Origin of the sequence: Xylophilus ampelinus, assembly GCF_003217575.1 — a bacterium.
Classification (GTDB): domain Bacteria; phylum Pseudomonadota; class Gammaproteobacteria; order Burkholderiales; family Burkholderiaceae_C; genus Xylophilus; species Xylophilus ampelinus.
The window spans coordinates 89,984-107,523 of record NZ_QJTC01000011.1 but is presented as its reverse complement, the minus strand read 5'-3'; the positions used below and the strand labels follow the sequence as shown (position 1 = coordinate 107,523).

Genomic DNA, 17,540 nt, shown 5'->3' with positions numbered 1-17,540 from the left:
GGAGTGCTGCGGGTGCGGTCCATCACACCGGGCCCGCGGCGGAGGCGGCCGGGCGGGCCCGGCGCTGCTTGCGTACCTGGGCGATGCGCGCGGCCAGCAGCACCAGAAGCAGCAACGCGATCAGGGCGATCCACCAGCCGGCATACCGCATCAGCACCGATTCCGGATTGGCGTTGTCGGCCAGCTGCGCGCCGCGCGGATCGCGGCTGTCGATCTCCAGCGTCACGCCGCTCGCGTTCAACAGCGCGACGTCGCCGCGGCCCAGTTGCACCGGCCGCAGCGGCACCGCCACGTCGGGTCCGAGGGGGCGCCACACGATGCCGTGCTGGCCGCCCGACTCGGCGACGTCGAGCACGCCCACGCCCGCCAGGCGCGCCACGTCGATCAGCGGCGTCTTGCCGTTGACCAGTTCCATCCTGCCCTTCGACGGGTCGATGCGGGCGGTGCCCTTGTCCACCGGCAGGTCCAGCGCGAGGAAGGTGGCGGCGGGCGCCACCGGTTTCGCCACGGCGTCGGCGGCGACCACGGTCAGGCTGGTGCCAGCCAAAGACACGCCGGCCGTATCGGCCAGCCGGATGGTCCGCGGCAGGCTGCGCTCGGCATCGGCAAGCCAGGCGGCGGGCAGCAGCACTTCGCCTCCGTCGGCGAACCGACGCGCGATTCCGGCGAAATCGTCGCCCGCCGCCACCTTGCCCAGTTCCACGTGACTGGTCGGCAGCACGCCGACCGGATAGGCGGTCTGCTGGTCGTGGCAGCGCGGTTTGGTGAGCTGGCGCAGGAAGGTCACCCGCACCACGTTGCGCGGTGCCAGCATGTGCTGGGGCACCGCGGCACGCAGGCGCTGGGGCTTGCCGTCGGGTGTGAGGGTCTGGGCCGACAGCAGATAGTCGTTGAGGTAGATGGACGCCACCGGGCCGGCGCCGCTGCTGTCGGGCGTGGCCGACAGGTCGAACACCAGGGCGCGGGGTCCGCAGCCGTCTCCGGCCACGTCCTCGATGCCGAAGGTGGCGGTCCAGTCGCTGCGGTTGCCCACGTCGATCGAGCCCGGCTTGCCGCCGAGTTGCGACAGCAGGATGCGGTCGTCGGGCCTGGGCCGGGCGATGGCGGCAGGCGCGATGGAGCTGCCGCCGGCCACCGGTTTCCACAAACTGTCGAACAGCAGGGCGGCCTGCGCGCCGGCATCGGCGGCGATCGCCACGACCGGCGCACCGCCCCAGGTGCGCAGCGTCGCCTCGCCGCTGGCGACCGGCTGGGTCGCCAGGCCGAAAGCGGCGCTACGCCATTGCGCGAAAGCAGCCACGGCGGCGGGATCGGACGCCATCTGCGCGGCCAGCGCATCGAGCGCACCGTTCACCGCGGTGCCGAGGGCCGGATCGGCCACCGCCACGTCGGCCCGCAGCGGGCCGCGGGCGCCCATCGCCAGCAATGCGCCGAGTTCGGCCGCATCGCCGATGCGGTGGCTGCGCGGTGCCGCGCCGACGGCGCCGGTGCCCGCCAGTGCGCCGAAGGCCGGCAGGCCGCGCAGATCGGGCGGCACCATGTCGGCCGTGACCTCGATCGCATCGCCCACCGACGGCAGGGCGCGCACCTGCACCCGCTTGCCGGCACGTTCCAGCGCCAGGCCGATGCGCCAGGCGGCGTCGTAGGCCGGCAGCGACAGGTTGCGGCCGGCCACCATCAGTACCGGCCGCGGCGGCAGCGTGCTCCAGACCGTCGCCAGGCTCGACAGGCGGCTGCGGTCGATTCGGTAGCGCAGGCGGGTGGTGGGCAGGATGCGCAGCACGTTGCCGGGCGCACGCTGGTCGGCGCACACCACGTCGGAGATGGTCGAATTCCAGCTGGCGCCGACCCGCACGAAGCCGTTGCTGCGCGCGGCGGCATCGACGCCGATGGACAGGCTCGCGTCGCCCCGGTCGTCGGTGAAGCGGCGCGACGAGACCGGATAGCCGTCGAGCGACAGCACGAACACCGATCGGCCGCCGTCGCCGCGCAGGTAGTCCGCGTCGAGTTGCAGCGTCGCGCCCTGCAGCGCAAGGCCCGCCGGCACCGGCAGGAAGAACTCGCGTCGGCTGTCGCTTTCGCTGCCCTGCAGCGTGATCGGGGCCTGGAAGCCCAGTTCGTCGAGCGTGATCTGCCGCTCGAGCCAGGGCTCGGCCGCCCACTGCCGGAACACGTCGGCCGGCGCCGCCGCGGCCAGGGTCGGCAGGAGGACGGTGCACAGGGCGGCAGCGGCGAGGCGCGCCACCCGACCGGACAGAAAGGTAGTGGACATGCGGGTCCGGCGCTGGGCCGCCAAAGGAAAGATGGAAGAAAAAAAGCAGGCGTCGGCAGCGGCCGGGCACGACGGCATGGCTGCGGTGCGGGGGCCGCCGGCGATCAGGCGGGGCATTGCAGCTCCGCTTCGGTCGATGCCGGGACCGGCCCGGGCGCGTCGCGGCCGGACGGCGGCGGAAACGGCTCGACCGGCCTCCCCTGCAGGGCCGCCACGATACGCACGCAGGCCCGGCCGTCGCCGTAAGGGTTGCGCACCCGGGAAAAGCCGTGGTGCAGCGCCGGATCGTCGAGCAGCGCGTCCACCGCGGCGACGATGCGGCCCGGGTGCGTACCCACCAGGTGCGCGGTGCCCGCCGCGACCGCCTCGGGCCGCTCGGTCACGTCGCGCATCACCAGCACCGGCTTGCCGAGGGCGGGCGCCTCTTCCTGGACGCCGCCCGAATCGGTCAGCACCAGGTGGGCCCGTTGCATCAGCCGCACGAAGGGCAGGTAGGACTGCGGCGCGATCAGGTGGATGCGCGGCGACCGTCCGAGCGCCTCGCGCACCGGGCCGTCGACCTGCGGATTGAGATGCACCGGGTAGACGATGTCGATGTCTTCGCGGCGTGCAGAGAGCGTGTCCAGCGCCTCGCAGATCCGGGCGAAACCCTCGCCGAAATTCTCGCGCCGATGGCCGGTGACCAGCACCAGGCGCCGCGCCGGATGCAGGAAGCCGAACGGCCGGTCGAGTTCGGCGCGCAAGGCCGCGTCACCGTCGATCCGGCGCGCGGCGTGCTGCAGTGCGTCGATCACGGTGTTGCCGGTCACCACGATGCGGCCCGTCAGGCCTTCGGCCAACAGGTGGAGGCTTGCGCCTTCGGTCGGCGCGAACATCAGGTCGGACATGCTGTCGACCACCCGGCGGTTCATCTCTTCGGGAAAGGGCGCGGCCAAGTCGCCTGTGCGCAGCCCGGCCTCTACATGGCCGATCGGGACTCGCCGCTGGAATGCCACCAGCGCGCCGGCCAGCGCGGTGGTGGTGTCGCCGTGCACCAGCACCCGGTCGGGACGGACGGACTCCAGTATCGGGTCGAGCGCCATGAGCAGCCGGGCCATCATCGCGTTGAGACTCTGGCCGGGCTGCATCACGTCGAGCGGGTGGTCGCTGTGGACGCCGAAAGTGTCCATGACCTGTTCGAGCATGCTGCGATGCTGGCCGGTGGTGCAAACGACCGAACGCATACCCGGCGCCTGCGCCAACGCCGCCACCAAGGGGCACATCTTGATCGCCTCGGGACGGGTGCCGAAAATCGAGAGAATTTTCACGGGAGTCCTGCGGTCGTGGCTTCGTGGGGCGTCCTACCCTGCAGAAGGCCGCTGCGTGAGCGGATGGCACCCAGGATGGCGGCCGAACCCCGACCTACACGCATCAAAATATTTCCATCCGGTTATATATTTTTGCAAAATAAAAATAGCTGAAATCGAAGCAGGACAAAGACATGAAGCTATGCTTTTCATAGCAAATGGAAAAATTTCCATGCGCGTTTCGGCGTCTGTGCCTACAAGCTGCGGTCTCGGAACGCCGCTGCGCAGAGCAGGAGCCCGGGGCTCTGCGAGGCGGTCCGGGCCGGCGGTGGTGAGGGGCGGTCATCCGTGGCGCCCGGGGCCGTGAGCGCCGGATGACCCCTGGGCGAATGTCCCCGCGTCCGGCTTCTCCCTCGTTTCGCCGCGGGGGCCACCCGGCGCTTCCGCCCTGACAGCGTTGCACCGTGCAGGGCGGAAAAATACGAGGCCCCGATAGCCATCGTCGGCATTCGACTCCGACTTGTAGCTATCAAAAATATAGCATCGACGAAAAGACCGCGGCTATCGGCACGCCTGCGCCAGCGCGGCCGACGCCTGGTCGAACCGCGCCTCGTCCAGCCACGCGCTGTTGCTCACCGACAGCACACGTGCCGCGATGTCCCGCGCATGGGGCAGTTCCTGCGGACCGGCGCGCGGCACGGCGTGGATATACCGCGGGTAGTCGGGCAGCGCGTGGACGAAGGGCAGGGCCAGACCGCAGCCGGCGCCCCAGTGCCGGCGCAACACCGCATCGCGCGCCGCCGGCGTGGGCAGCAGCAGCCAGATCGCCGGCCAGGTGCCGTGGGCGTCGGGGGCGGTGGGGCTGTCGGCCAGCACGGTGATGCCGGGGAGGGTTGCCAGTCGCGCGCGCCGTGCGGTGGCACGGGCGGTGCCGTCGGCCAGGAAGGCGTTCAGCCGTGCCAGGGCCCGCACACCCACGGCCCGGCGCCAGCGGCCGGGGCGGTGCAGGGGGATACGGTCTTCGAAATCGTCGCCTGCGGCCTCTACCCAGTCGCCGCGGGCCAGGGCGCGGCGCAGCGGCGCGCCATAGGCCCAGCGCAGGCCGGCAGGGCGGTAGAGGGCGGCGTAGCCGAGCAGTTCGACGCTGCGGCGCAGCTCCCAACCCGGACGCGCAGGGACGGTCGCGCGGCTCGCGGCGCGGCAGGCGTCGCGCATGGCCGGGTCGCGGGCGACCAGCACGCCGCCCTCGAAGATCGTCAGGCCCTTTCCGACGGCCAGGCTGTAGAAGCCGATGTCGCCCCACAGCCCCACCGGACGCCCCCCGCTGCGCGCGCCGAGGGCCTGGGCCGCGTCTTCGATCACCCAGGCGCCTGCCGCATGCGCGATCGCCAGGGCCGGGCCGACGTCGGCCACGCGGCCGGCAAGGTGGGTCGGCAGCACGGCCAGGGTGCGCGGGCCGCAAAGGGCGGCGAGGGCGTCGGGGCACAGGTCGAGCGATGCGGGCCGCAGGTCGCACAGGCGCAGCCGCAGGCCGCAGTGCGCCACGGCCAGCGCGACCAGCGGGCAGGTGTAGCCGGGCACCACCACCTCGGTGCGGCCGGGCGAGCACTCGCGCAGGACCGTCAGCGCGACCACCAGCGCTGCGGTGCCGGAGCATTCGAGCTGCGCCCGCTCCGCGCCCAGGAAGCGGGCGAGCGCCGCCTCCAGGTCGTCGTCGCCGCCCGGCAGCAGGTCGGCGGCCTGCAGCGGCAGGCCGGCGGTGGGCGGGACGTCGAAGCGCATGGTCGAGGATGGGGGTGAAGAAGAGGGAAACCGGGCGGCTACGGAAGGCGAGGTTGGAACGCGGCACGGCACCGGGGGCCGGGGTCGCAATTGCTGGAAAGACCTTCGACAGTCTTGCTATCAAAATAATAGCTCGTGGCCGGCGCATAAAGCCGGCTACAGGCACTATTTACCAAAATTCGGTTGCGAGGGCCGGTTGCCGCGCTCAAGCCGCTTCGCCGCCCGGCGGATGCACGAGCGTCGCCGCTCCGGCACTCGCCGCGCCCGCACCGGGATTGCCGCCCGGCGCATCGTCCTCGGTCTCGCTCAGGGCCAGGCAGACGATGCCCGCCACGATGAACAGGCCGCCGACGATCTGTGCCGCGCCGATCTTCTCGTCGAACAGCCACACCGACAGCGCCAGCACCGACACGATCTCCAGATGCGACGCCGCGAAGGCCGGCCCGATAGGCGCGTGCTTGAGCAGCGTCATCCAGGCGAAGAACGCGCCGACGTACCCGACGAACGCGCCGTAGATCCACGGCTGGCCGAAGACCCGCGCCAGCCAGGCGCTGCTGAACTCCAGCGGCAGCGCCTGCGCCCCGGCGTACTTGAAGCTGATCTGCGCCAGCGTGTCGAACGCCATCAGCACCAGGAAACCGACAAGGTAGAACCGTTTCATCGACAACCTTCCTTGCAACGCGACCCGGGCGGCTGCTTCGGCGCGGGGCCTACGCTCTGCGGTGCGCGACGTACCCCTCCAGAGAACCCACGGGTACGGCTCTGCCGGCCCGCCGGGTTCGCCCCCGGCGAGGGGGTTGGCGAAGACGCGCAGCGCGAAGCCTGGGGGGGCACTAGTGGACACCCACGACGGCGACGCCGATGGAGACCAGCAGGATGCCGGCCACCCGCATTCGCGACAGTTTCTCCGCGAACAGGAAGCGGCCGGCGACCATGATCGCCACGATGTTGATCGAGCCGAGCAGCACGCCCTCCGACAGCGGCACCAGCGACAGGAAGGCCAGCCACAGCAGGAACTCTGCTACGTAGCAGCCGATGCCGATCCAGAGCCAGGGCCGGCGCGCCATCCACTTCCAGCGGTTCAGGCCGTCGCCCGCGCGCGGGTCGCCGGCGGCGGCCTTGAAGGCCAGCTGGCCGCCGCTGTCGACCAGCACGTTCAGCACCCACAGCACGACGACCAGCGGCGAGAGGTCGCTAGCCACGCGCCGGGGCCTTCTGCAGCGGGGCCGGTCCGGCCGGCGTGGCGCGGGCGCCGACGTCGCCCTGCGCGATCCGCTGCACGAAGTCGGCGGTGCGGGCGATCACGGTGCGGCGGTCGCGGTCGATGGTGATCATGTGGTAGCTGTTGTCGAGCATGACCAGCTCGACCGGCGCATGCGTCACGCCGCGTACGATGTCCTCGGCGTTCGACGGGGTCGACACGTCGTCCTCGCGGGCATGGATCACCAGACAGGGCGCGCGCACGTCCCTCAGGCGTTGCAGCACATGGGCCGAGAGGCGCCGCATTTCGATGATCGACCACCACGGATTACCCGGCAGGCCGGCCGCGGCACTGTCGCCCGACCGCATCTGCGACACGACGCGTCCGCGTAAGGCTTCGTCCTTGATGCCGAAAGGCGGTTGCTCCATGAACAGCCGATGGCGGCCGATGCCCAGCGCCTTGAGCAGCGGCAGCAGAAACCCCAGCCGGGTGTAGAACGGCATGCTCCAGCCGTCGTACCGGAAAATGGTGGACAGCGCGCAGACGCCGGCGATCTGCTGCGGCCGCCGCTGCGCCAGCGCCAGCGAGAGCACAGCGCCCATCGACAGGCCGCCCGCCACCAGTCGGTCGACATGGGGCAGCAGCCGGTCGGCGCCGGCCTCGACGCTGGCGTACCAGTCCTGCCAGCGGGTGGAGAGCAGGTCGTCCTGGGTGCCGCAATGGCCGGCCAGCTGCACCGCGTAGACGGTGAAGCCCTGCTTGTGCAGGCCCTTGGCCAGCACCCGCATCTCGTTGGGCGTGCCGGTCAGGCCGTGCACCAGCAGCACGCCGGTGCGGGCGTTCGCGCCACGGCCTTCCAGCAGGAACTCGTGGGGCGTGACGCAGAGCGGCTCGATCATGGCCGCGGTCGGCGGCGGGTACGGCACGCTCATGCGGCGGCGCGTTGCGGTTCCTGCCGCACCACCCGGGCCATCAGCACGGTGGCTTCGTCGAAGGTGCAGAAGGGCGCATGCGCGATGCCGTGCGACTGGCAGTAGTCGATCAGCTTGTACTTGGCCAGCACGAAGTCGGCCTTGCCCGAGACGCAGTAGTCGGAGGTGCTGTCGCCCACGTACAGCACCCTGCCGTGCACCGCCCGCTGCTCGGCCAGGCGCTCGCACTTGCAGTTGCCGCTGGCCCGCGCGCAGCGGTCGCTGGCGTAGGGCGATTCCAATGCCCAGCTGCGCGGGCCGGTCTGCACCAGCCGGTTGGCGATCACCGGCAGGTCGCCCAGGCCGTTGAGTTCCAGCACGGTGCGGATCACATGGTCGAGGCCGTCGCTCACCACCTGCACCGGCATGCCGAGGCGGCGCGCCTCCTGCACGAATGCCGGGAAATGCGGGTCGATCGCGATCGTGGCCAGGTGGGCCTGCAGCTCGCCGACGCTCATGTCGAGCAGCGCGATCTGGCCCTGCATGCAGGCGCGGCTGCCGATCTCGCCGCGCTCCCAGGCGTCTTCCAACGCCTGCCAGCCGGGCTGGCCGAAGCGCTGGAGCAGCGAGTCGGTCACGTCCTCCAGGCTGATGGTGCCGTCGAAGTCGCTCTGCACCATCCAGCCGTAGCCGGTGGGGGCCGACGCGCGCGGCGCGCGCTGCAGGGCGATGGTGCGGTGTGCGTGCGATGCGGGACGGCTGAGCATGGGGGTCGGATGCATATCAATTCTTCAGCATGTTGTTGTTGAACGCGCAGGGCCTGATGCCGGCACAACCCGATACCAGGGAACCCGTGGAGCCGGCTTTGCCGGGCCGCCGGGTTCGCCCCCTGAAGGGGGAGGCGCCAAAGGCGCTTCGGGGGTGCAGCTCCATTTTTTCAGTCATGGAAACTCACCCTTACGTCTTGCCCCACGCGCAGGTCGGGGACCTGGTCGAAGGCGATGAAACAGTCGACCACCCGCACGCCGATGCGCGGGGGCGATTCCTCGTCGATGCGGCTCGGCCCGTAGACGGTGCCGACACGCAGCACCTTGGCCGCCGGCAGCGCGGTGCCGGCGTCGATCGTCACGGTGGCCCGCATGCCGGGCTTGACCACCGAGGCGAAGCTCTCGTTGAGTTCGGCCCGCACCAGCAGCGGCTTCTGCGGCAGCAGCACCAGCACGGGCCGCGCGCCCTGGGCCGACAGGGCACTGCCGGCCTGGGCCAGCAGCCGAACCACGGCGCCGTCCTGCGGCGCGAGCAGCGTCAGGCGGGCGGCATGCAGCCGGGCCTCGGCCAGCTTCTGAGCGGCGACCTGAACATCGGCCGCGGCGACGGCGGCGGCCGATGCGGCCTCGCGCTGGGCTTGCGCTGCGTCGTCGGCCTGCTGGCTGTCCAGCGCGCCGGCACGGGCGGCCGCGCCGAGCCGGTCGGCCCGCTGGCGTGCGGGCTGCACCCGGGCGGCCTGGGCACGCTGGCGGGCCTGGGCGGCGGCCAGTTCGGCCTCGGCCAGGGCCACGTCGGCGCGGGCGGTGTCGGACTGCAGGCGCAGGAGCACCTGGCCGCGGCGCACGGTGTCGCCCTCGGCCACGGCCACCGATTCGACGGTGCCGTCCTGCGGCGCCATCACCTCCAGCAGGCCTCCCTGCACCTCGACCTTGCCGCGTGCGATCGCCACCACGCCGGCCGGGGCCGCGGCCGCGACGGACGCGACGCCGGCGGTGCCGTTGCCGGCGGGGCGGCCGTTGTCGGCCGGGCAGCCGGCCAGCAACAGCGGCAGCACGGCGGTGGCGCAGAGCGCGAGGCCTGCGCCCGTGCCTGCGGAAGTCCGGCGCGGCCGGCGAAGAAAGGTCATGCGGTGGCTTCCTTGGGGGCGGCCGCATGCGGCGCCGGGGCGGCCGCATCGGCCGCCTGCCAGTCGTTGAGGATCGCGCCGTCTTCCATCGACAGCACCCGGTCGGCGTGGCGCACCGCGCGCGGGTCGTGGCTGACGCACAGCACGGTGGTGCCGTGCGACCTGGCGATGCGGTGCAGGATGTCGATCACCCGCTGGCCGTTCTCGGCGTCCAGCGCGCTGGTGGGCTCGTCGGCGAACAGCAGCCGCGGCTCCTTGGCCAGGGCGCGGGCGATCGCCACCCGCTGCTTCTCGCCGCCGGAGAGTTCGGCCGGCCGCATCGTGGCGCGGTGGGTCATGCCCACCTCGTCGAGCACCTCCAGCGCGCGCCGGGCGGCGGCGCGGCGGCCCATGCCCAGGTAGCCGAGGGGCAGGGCCACTTGCTCCTGCGCGGTGAGCGCCGGGAACAGGTTGAAGCCCTGGAACACGAAGCCGGTGTGGCGCAGCCGGAACCGCTCCAGCGCCCGCTTGCCCATGGTGCCCAGGTCTTCGCCCAGGGCGCGCACCTTGCCGCCGTCGGGCGTCTGCAGGCCCGAGAGCAGCGACAGCAGCGTGCTCTTGCCGCAGCCCGAGGGGCCCGAGATGAGGGTGAGTTCGCCGGGATAGATCGCCACCGACAGCGACTGCAGCACCTGCACCCGCACCACGCCGGAGACGAAGGATTTGGCGAGCAGCGACGCCTCCAGGCTGGGCGCCGGCGGCATGGCCGCGGCGGCACCCGCGGTGGTGGCGGACAGCGCGGGGGCGTGTGGGTGGCGCCGCATGGTCGTCACCGCAGCAGCACCGCGGGATCGGCCCGCAGCAGGCCGCGGATCGAGGCCAGGCCCGAGAACAGCGCCAGGCAGCCCACCAGCACGGCACAGAGGGCCGACACCTTCGGCGTCATCGCCACCGGCACGTCCTGCCCGGCGGCCACGGCCAGCAGCGCGCTGCTGATGCTGGCGGCCAGCAACAGGCCCAGGCCGCCGATCCAGCAGGCCTGCTCCATCACCACCCGCGAGAGGGCGAAGCGGCTCGCACCCAGCGCGTTGAGCACCGCGTACTCCCGGGCCGATCCGGCGACGACGGCGGTGAGCGACTGGCTGGTGATCACCGCGCCCACCAGGCAGACGATCAGCGCCATGAACAGCACCGCCACGCCGGCGCCGGTGTCGAGCACCCAATGCATCTGCGAACGGCGGGCGAACTGGGCCGAGGTCCAGATCTCCGACGGGCCGAAGGCGGCGGCGTTGGCGGCCCGGTTGAGGCGGTCGCGCACCGTGGCTGCCTGGGTCGGATCGGACAGCCGCGCCACGTAGTAGGTGGCGCCGGCCGGCAGGTCGCCGCCCAGCATCCGGGCGGTTTCCAGCGAGGCGATCATGTTCACGCCGCCGAGGGCGCGCAGGTCGGGCACCGCCTCGATCACCCGCACCTTGCGGCCGTTGATCCAGCCCTGGCCGCCGGGCTGCACGCCCAGGGTGGCCAGGTCGGCCCGGTCGACCACCACGGTGCCGGGCTCGGCCAGGCGCCGGCGCAGGGCGGACGGCAGCACCCGCGAGAACATCAGGCCGTCGGCCGCGGTGCGGATGCCCGAGACGTACACCGAGACGCCGCCGCCCGCATTGCCCGCGTCGTGCCAGTCGCCGTCGACCCAGAGGAAGGGCTCGACATCGGCGACGGCCGGGTCCATGCGCAGCCGCATCTCGACGTCGGGGCGCACGGCGCGGCCGTAATTGACGCTTTGCGTGCCCGGGTAGCCGGCCCACAGGTCGGCGGTGGAAGCGGTGACGTAGATCGCCGCGCTGCCGAAGATGCCCATCACCAGCGCGGCCTGCACCACCAGCAGCACGCCGGAGAAGCCGACCGCGAACACGGCGGGCACGAAGCGGCGCCATTCGTGGACCAGTGTCTTGCGAGCGAGCGGGATCATGGGCGCACCTGGGCCAGGGTGGCGGAAGGGGCGCCGGCGGCCGCGGCCTCCGGGGCGGGCATCGGCGCGCCGCCGAGCGCCTTGTACAGGCCGACGAAGGCCAGCACGTGGGCGGCCTGGGCGTCGGCGACGTCGAGGTCTGCCTGCAGCGCGGTGCGCTGGTCGGCCAGCTGTTCGTAGTCGCTGGCCAGGCCCAGCCGGCGCAGGGTGGCACGCTGGCCGGCCCGCTGCTCCTGCACCGTGCGGGCCTCGCGCAGCCGGGCTTCGCGCAGGGCCTGCTGGTCGAGCGCGGCCAAGGCGGATTCGGTATCGGCCACGCCTTCGAGCACCGCCTGGCGGTAGGCCAGCAGCGCTTCCTGCAGCGCCTCCTGCCGGGCATCGGCCAGGGCGCGGCGACGGCCCCAGTCGAACAGCGGAATGTCGATCGCCGGGCCGATGCCGGGCACGTTGTCGGCGGTGTTGCGGCGGTACTGTGTCAGGTTGTAGGAGTAGAGCAGCGAGGCGCCCAGGGCCAGGTGCGGATACAGGTCGGACTGGGCCAGGCCCTGTTCGCCGGCGGCCTTCAGCACCGCGGCTTCGGCGGCGCGGATGTCGGGCCGGGCGCGCAGCAGGTCGGCGGGCACGCCGCCGAAGCCGAACGCGCCCAGGGCCGGCGGCGCGGCGGGCGCGCTCCAGGCCGGGTCGGGCTCGGTGCGTCCGACCAGCACCGCCAGGGCGCGCACGGCCTGGGCGGCGGCCAGGGCCGGCTGGGTGCGCTGGGCTTCGGCCTGCAGCTGCCGCAAGCGCGCCTGGGCGGCTTCGTCGGCCGTGCCCAGGCGGTAGCGCTGGCGCACCGCGGCCATCTCGATGCTGCGGCCGTCGAGCGCCTGCAGGGCGTCCAGCAGCGCCACCTGACGCTGGGCCGCGCGCAGTTCGACATAGCGCCGCACCACGTCGGCGACCAGGGCGACGCGGGCCGCCTGCTCGGCTCCCGCGGCGGCGTCGAGGCGGGCCTGCGCGATGCGGCCGACGCTCTCGTGGGCGCCGAAGAGGCCCAGTTCCCACGACAGGTCCAGGCTGGCGTGCAGGTAGGAATCGGAGGCCGTCACGTCCTGCACCGGGCGGGTGCCGGCGCTGGCCACGGGCAGGTACTGCCTGTCGTCGCGCCGCTGCAACAGACGGGCCTGGGTCCAGCGGCTGCGGGCCTGCGCCAGGGTCAGGTTCTGCCGCAGGGCCTCGGCGACCAGCGCATCGAGCTGCGGGTCGGCCAGCGTTTTCCACCAGGACTGCGGATCGGGCACCGGCGCGCCCGGTGGCAGTACGGCTGCTGCGAGGGGTGTGAAGGCGGCCGGCAGCGGAGCGTGCAAGCTGGGCAGCGCAGGCGCGGCGCATCCGGCCAGCCCGGCGCACAGCGCCAGCAGCGAGGCCGGACGGTGGAGCGAGGGACGTGGCGAGGAGGGACGGGGCACGTGCGGGTGGAGAGGAAACATCGCCGGGCGGCGGCACAGGGCAGGCCGCGTGCGAGGGCGTTCGGGCCAGTCGGGATTGGGCCGGGAGCGCCTTGCGCGGCCGTGCATGTTTTGTGGAGAAAACATGGAGACATCACCGACCCGGAAGGCGCGTCGCATGCGACCCCGCCTCTCGAGGACATGGCCATGGAAAGGTGTGCCGAGGGCGCCGCGACCATAATCCGTACCTCGCCGCCTCCGCCCGTGGGCCCCGCACCACCCTCCCAACAAGCCATGAACAGTGTTGTACGCCCCCCCGGCCCGCTGGTGCTGGTGGTGGAAGACGAGCCCGGCATCGCCGACATCCTGAACGCGTACCTGCAGCGCGACGGCATGCGCACCCACCTGGTGGCCGACGGCCTGGAGGCGCTGGCCGCGTTCCGCGAGCTGGCACCCGATCTGGTGCTGCTCGACATCCACCTGCCCGGCCTTGACGGGGTGGACGTGCTGAAGAACATTCGCGCCGACGGCAACACTCCGGTGATCATGGTCACCGCGCTGGCCGACGACGTCGACAAGCTGCTGGCCCTGCGCCTGGGCGCCGACGACTACGTGGTCAAGCCCTACAGCCCGGCCGAGGTGGTGGCCCGGGTGCGGGCGGTGCTGCGGCGTACCGGTGCCGCACCCAAGCCGGCGGCGCCGGCGGCGGCCCGCACCATCCGCGCCGGCGGCATCGAGATCGACGAGGAATCGCACACCGCCCGCAGTACCACGCCCGACGGCAGGACATCGCTTCTGCCGCTGACGCTGACCGAGTTCCGGCTGCTGGCCTGCCTGGCCAGCCAGCCGCGGCGCTGCTTTTCGCGCAGCCACCTGATCGAGACCTGCCTGCCCGAGAGCGACGCGCTCGACCGGGTGATCGACTCGCACCTCTCCAAGCTGCGGCGCAAGCTGCACAACGCGGGCAACGGCGAACTCATCGAGACGGTGCGCGGCATCGGCTACCGGCTATGGCCCGGGGACTAGACCGCATCTGGATCCGCTTCGGGTTGATCATCGCGGCCACGGTGCTGGTCACGGTGGGCATCCTGGGCGCCAGCGCCTTCGCGATCGCCGAGTACCAGTACCGCAGCTTCTACCGCACGCTGCCCTCGGGCGTGCAGCACGAACTGGACGCGCTGAACGACCAGGACCTGGAGGACAGCCCCCGCGCGGTGGAAATCTACGGCCAGTACCGCAAGGGCGACCTGCTCTTCGGCGAGAAGTGGTCGCTGGTGATCGGGCTGGCGGTGTGCCTGCCGTTCGGGCTGATCGGCGGGCTGTGGGTGTCGCGCATCGTGACGCTGCCGGTCGCCTCGGTCGCGGAGGCGGCGCGGCGCATTGCCCAGGGCGACCTGGCGGTGCGGGCCGAGGCGGGCAAGCACGGCGGCGAGATGAGCGACATGGTGCGCGACTTCAACCGCATGACCGATGCGCTGGAAGCGCTGGAACGCGAGCGCAAGGCCACCGCCGCCGCGATGTCGCACGAGTTGCGCACCCCGCTGGCGGTGCTGCGCGCGCGGCTGCACGCGATCTGCGACGGCTTGATTCCGTCGGACGCGGCCGAGAACCGCAAGCTGCTGCAGCAGGTGGAGCACCTGGCGCGGCTGGTCGGCGACCTGCACACCCTGTCGGTGGCGGACGCCGGCCGCCTCTCGATGCACGACGAGGCGGTCGACCTGGTGCAGCTGCTGGACGACGTGCTGGCGATGCACGCCGCCCATATCGCGGACCACGGCATCCAGGCCGAACTGCACACGGCGGTGGACCGGCTCGACATTCGGCTCGACCCGGACCGGATGCGCCAGGTGATGACCAACCTGGTCGAGAACGCTCTGCGGCATGCGGCCGATGGCGGCTGGCTGGCGCTGGGAGTGGCGCTCGACCGGGGCCACGCGGTCGTGACCGTCAGCGACGACGGCCCCGGCCTGCCCGAGACGGTGCTACGCAACCTGTTCCAGCGGTTCCAGCGGCCGCCACAGGCCGGTTCCGACGGTACCGGCCTGGGCCTGTCGATCGTGCATATGCTGGTGATGCTGCAGGGCGGCACGGTCGAGGCCGGTACCTCCGCGCGGGGCGGCACCTGCTTCACCGTGCGGCTGCCGCTGAATATGCACGCCTGAACGAAAGGCCGCGCGCCGCGGAATTCAAACGGCAGCGGCAGTCGGCGAATGTTTCGTCAGCCGTACCGGCACCGACTTCGCTGCCGGCACCTTGCTCTCGTCGGCGTGCTGCCACAGCGGAATGAGCGGGTTGCACTCGGGATAATAGGCGCCCAGGCTGCCCCGGGGAATGTCGTAGGGCACGACGGTGAATCCCTGCACCGCGCGCGACACCTCGTCGTTCGCCGCGCATTCCATGCCCACCACGTCGCCGGCCTGGAGGCCGTGCGCAGCGATGTCGTCGGCATGCATGAACACCACCATGCGAGTGCCTTCGACGCCGCGGAACCGGTCGCTGTAGCCGTACACCGTGGTATTGAACTGGTCGTTGCTGCGCAGGGTCATCAGCCGGAAGACATCCTTGCCGCCATCGCCGGGGAAAGCGGCGCTGAGCTGTTCCGGAACCGTGAATTCGGCCTTCTTCGATTCGGTCTTCCAGATGCGCTCGCGGGCCGGCAACGGGCGGTGGAAGCCTGCGGGCGCGGCGAGCCGCTTGTTGAAGTCGTGGAATATCTCCGGGAAGGTCTCGGCGATGGCGTCGCGCACGCGCGCGTAGTCGGCACACCAGTGGTCCCAGTCGATCCGCGGGTTGTGCGGCAGCGTGGCCTGGGCGATGCCGGCGACGATGCGCGCCTCCGACAGCAACTGCTCCGAGGCCGGCGCATGGTGGCCGCGCGAGGCATGGAACCAACCGGTGCTGTCCTCGGTGCTGAGCGTCTGCACGCCGCTGGCCTGGGTGTCGATCTCGATCCGGCCCAGGCAGGGCAGCAGGTAGGCCAAGCTGCCGTGCAGCAGGTGGCTGCGGTTGAGCTTGGTGGCGATCTGCACCGTCAGCCGCATACGCCCCCAGGCCGGCTCCATTCGGTTGTGGTCGGGCACCGCCCGCACGAAGTTGCCGCCCAGGCCGATGAAGGCGCGCACCGATCCGTCGATCATGCCCATGCAAGCGTCGACGGTGCTCAGGCCGAGGTCGCGCGGCGGCGAGAAGCCGTATTGCGCGGCGAGCTTGTCGAGCGGCACCAGTTCGGGCTTCTCGGCGATGCCGACGGTGCGCTGGCCCTGCACGTTGGAATGGCCGCGCACCGGGCACAGCCCGGCGCCCGCCTTGCCGACATTGCCGCGCAACAGCATAAGGTTGACCAGCATGCCGATGTTGTCTATGCCGCGCTTGTGCTGGGTCAGTCCCATGCCATAGACGCCGATCACCGCTTCGGCATGGGCGTAGACCTGCGCGGCGTTCTCCAGCGCGGCACGGGTCAGGCCCGATTCGGCCTCGATCGCGGACCATTCGGTCGCGCGGACATAAGCCTCGAAATTGGCGAGGCCATGCGTGTGGGCGTCGAGGAACGCTTGGTCGAGCACCCGAACGCTGCCGGTGGCCTTCGCCGTGTCGTCCAGGGCGAACAGCGCTTTCGACAGCCCGGCGATCGCCGCGATGTCCCCGCCCGGCCGCACCTGGTGGTACTGGGTGGCGATCGCGGTGCCGCGGTTGGTCAGCATCTCGGTCGGCGACTGCGGATTGACGAACTCTTCCAGTCCCCGCTCCCGAAGCGGGTTGAACACCACGATCTGGATGCCGCGCTTGCGCGCTTCCTGCAGCTGGTGGAGCATGCGCGGGCTGTTGCTGCCCACGTTCTGGCCGAAGAAGAAGATGCAGTCGGTGTGCTCGAAGTCCGATACATGGACCGAGCCGACCGGCATGCCGATCGTCTTCTTGAGCATCACCGAGGTGGTCTCGTGGCACATGTTGGAGCTGTCGGGCAGGTTGTTGCAGCCGTAGAGCCGCGCCAGCAGCTGGTACATGTAGGAGGTTTCGAGCGAGGCGCGGCCCGAGGCGTAGAACACGACCGACTTCGGGTCCAGCGCCTGCAGCTCGGCACCGATGGCGGCGAAGGCCTCGTCCCAGCGCACCGGCAGGTAGCGGTCGCTGGCCGCGTCGTAGCGCAGTGGCTCTGTCAGGCGGCCGCGCAGCTCCAGTTCGTAGTCGGGCCAGCTGCGCAGTTCGGTGAGCGTGTGCTCGGCGAAGAACTCGGCACCGATGCGCTTGCTGGTCAGTTCCGAAAAAGTGGCCTTGGCACCGTTCTCGCAGAACTCGGCCAGATGCGACTTGGACGGCCGGCCCCAGGCGCAGCTGACGCAGGCATAGCCGTCGGGCTTGTTCTGCTTGGCGAGCAGCGGCATCGCCGGCACCGCGCCGAAGCGCGCCGCCGTCACAGCCAGGGATTTCATCGATCCCCAGCCGCCGGCCGGGCTGTCGTAGGGTTCTATCGTCACGTCGGGAATCTTCGTCATGGGGTATTGGTCCTTTCCCCGATTAGCCGGTCCGCACCCGACTGCGGCTGTCAATCTGTTGCGCTTCGGGCTGTCGGCCAAAGGCGATTGCTGGCGGCGACCGGTGGTGGCGCGGCCCGCTCGTCGACATGGAAACGCCGCAGTGCCAGCGCTATGCCGGCTGCCGGGTAGGCGAAGCTGCCCGGCACCCGCATCAGCATGCCGGCCAGTTGCTGGCCGTCCAACGGGGCCAGGCCCCATGCCGACGCGCCGCCGGCCTGCAGCGGGTAGAACGTGGCGGATGCGAAGGTCAGCAGCGCGCCGGGAACAGGGTGTCACGGTGACCC

General features: G+C 71.6%; 14 protein-coding genes. 2 read left to right on the top strand and 12 right to left on the bottom strand.

All coding sequences use genetic code 11. The features are described from left to right. Positions 1–22: 22 nt before the first annotated feature. The 11 genes from DFQ15_RS09110 to DFQ15_RS09060 all read right to left on the bottom strand — a co-directional run bounded on the left by DFQ15_RS09110 (position 23) and on the right by DFQ15_RS09060 (position 12,742). The gene (locus tag DFQ15_RS09110; protein WP_146228707.1) at positions 23–2,272 is read right to left on the bottom strand and encodes a hypothetical protein; all 2,250 of its coding nucleotides are present in this window, start codon (positions 2,270–2,272) and stop codon (positions 23–25) included. Positions 2,273–2,376: 104 nt separating this feature from the next. Next, on the bottom strand, positions 2,377–3,579 hold the full coding sequence (gene wecB / locus DFQ15_RS09105) for a non-hydrolyzing UDP-N-acetylglucosamine 2-epimerase (protein WP_110465677.1): 1,203 nt from the start codon (positions 3,577–3,579) through the stop codon (positions 2,377–2,379). Positions 3,580–4,119: 540 nt separating this feature from the next. Further along, positions 4,120–5,340, bottom strand: a complete 1,221-nt coding sequence (locus DFQ15_RS09100; RefSeq protein WP_110465676.1) for a DegT/DnrJ/EryC1/StrS family aminotransferase — start codon at positions 5,338–5,340, stop codon at positions 4,120–4,122. 205 nt (positions 5,341–5,545) lie between these two features. Beyond that, positions 5,546–6,001, bottom strand: coding sequence for a DMT family transporter (locus tag DFQ15_RS09095; RefSeq protein WP_110465675.1), 456 nt, complete (start codon positions 5,999–6,001; stop codon positions 5,546–5,548). Positions 6,002–6,173: 172 nt separating this feature from the next. Beyond that, positions 6,174–6,542, bottom strand: coding sequence for an EamA family transporter (locus DFQ15_RS09090; protein WP_110465674.1), 369 nt, complete (start codon positions 6,540–6,542; stop codon positions 6,174–6,176). After that, entirely contained in the window at positions 6,535–7,473 is a 939-nt protein-coding gene (locus tag DFQ15_RS09085) for an alpha/beta hydrolase (RefSeq protein ID WP_110465673.1), read from the bottom strand. The genes DFQ15_RS09090 and DFQ15_RS09085 overlap by 8 nt, the downstream gene beginning before the upstream one ends. Continuing rightward, the gene (locus tag DFQ15_RS09080) at positions 7,470–8,132 is read right to left on the bottom strand and encodes an MtnX-like HAD-IB family phosphatase (RefSeq protein WP_110465704.1); all 663 of its coding nucleotides are present in this window, start codon (positions 8,130–8,132) and stop codon (positions 7,470–7,472) included. The genes DFQ15_RS09085 and DFQ15_RS09080 overlap by 4 nt, the downstream gene beginning before the upstream one ends. A gap of 257 nt (positions 8,133–8,389) precedes the next feature. Continuing rightward, positions 8,390–9,346, bottom strand: coding sequence for an HlyD family efflux transporter periplasmic adaptor subunit (locus DFQ15_RS09075; protein WP_110465672.1), 957 nt, complete (start codon positions 9,344–9,346; stop codon positions 8,390–8,392). Beyond that, positions 9,343–10,149, bottom strand: coding sequence for an ABC transporter ATP-binding protein (locus DFQ15_RS09070; RefSeq protein WP_233504371.1), 807 nt, complete (start codon positions 10,147–10,149; stop codon positions 9,343–9,345). Before DFQ15_RS09070 ends, DFQ15_RS09075 begins: the two co-directional genes overlap by 4 nt. Before the next feature lie 5 nt (positions 10,150–10,154). Next, complete coding sequence (locus tag DFQ15_RS09065; protein WP_110465671.1) at positions 10,155–11,294, bottom strand: ABC transporter permease; 1,140 nt, start codon at positions 11,292–11,294, stop codon at positions 10,155–10,157. Beyond that, positions 11,291–12,742 (bottom strand): TolC family protein, encoded by a 1,452-nt coding sequence (locus DFQ15_RS09060; protein WP_233504369.1) that lies wholly within the window; start codon positions 12,740–12,742, stop codon positions 11,291–11,293. The genes DFQ15_RS09065 and DFQ15_RS09060 overlap by 4 nt, the downstream gene beginning before the upstream one ends. Before the next feature lie 273 nt (positions 12,743–13,015). Between DFQ15_RS09060 and DFQ15_RS09055 the strand changes: the two genes are divergently transcribed. Beyond that, complete coding sequence (locus tag DFQ15_RS09055) at positions 13,016–13,747, top strand: response regulator (protein ID WP_110465669.1); 732 nt, start codon at positions 13,016–13,018, stop codon at positions 13,745–13,747. After that, positions 13,732–14,883, top strand: a complete 1,152-nt coding sequence (locus DFQ15_RS09050; RefSeq protein ID WP_110465668.1) for a sensor histidine kinase — start codon at positions 13,732–13,734, stop codon at positions 14,881–14,883. The genes DFQ15_RS09055 and DFQ15_RS09050 overlap by 16 nt, the downstream gene beginning before the upstream one ends. A gap of 24 nt (positions 14,884–14,907) precedes the next feature. Here DFQ15_RS09050 and DFQ15_RS09045 read toward each other — a convergent pair whose 3' ends face one another. Continuing rightward, positions 14,908–17,214, bottom strand: coding sequence for an FdhF/YdeP family oxidoreductase (locus DFQ15_RS09045; RefSeq protein WP_110465667.1), 2,307 nt, complete (start codon positions 17,212–17,214; stop codon positions 14,908–14,910). Positions 17,215–17,540 lie beyond the last annotated feature (326 nt).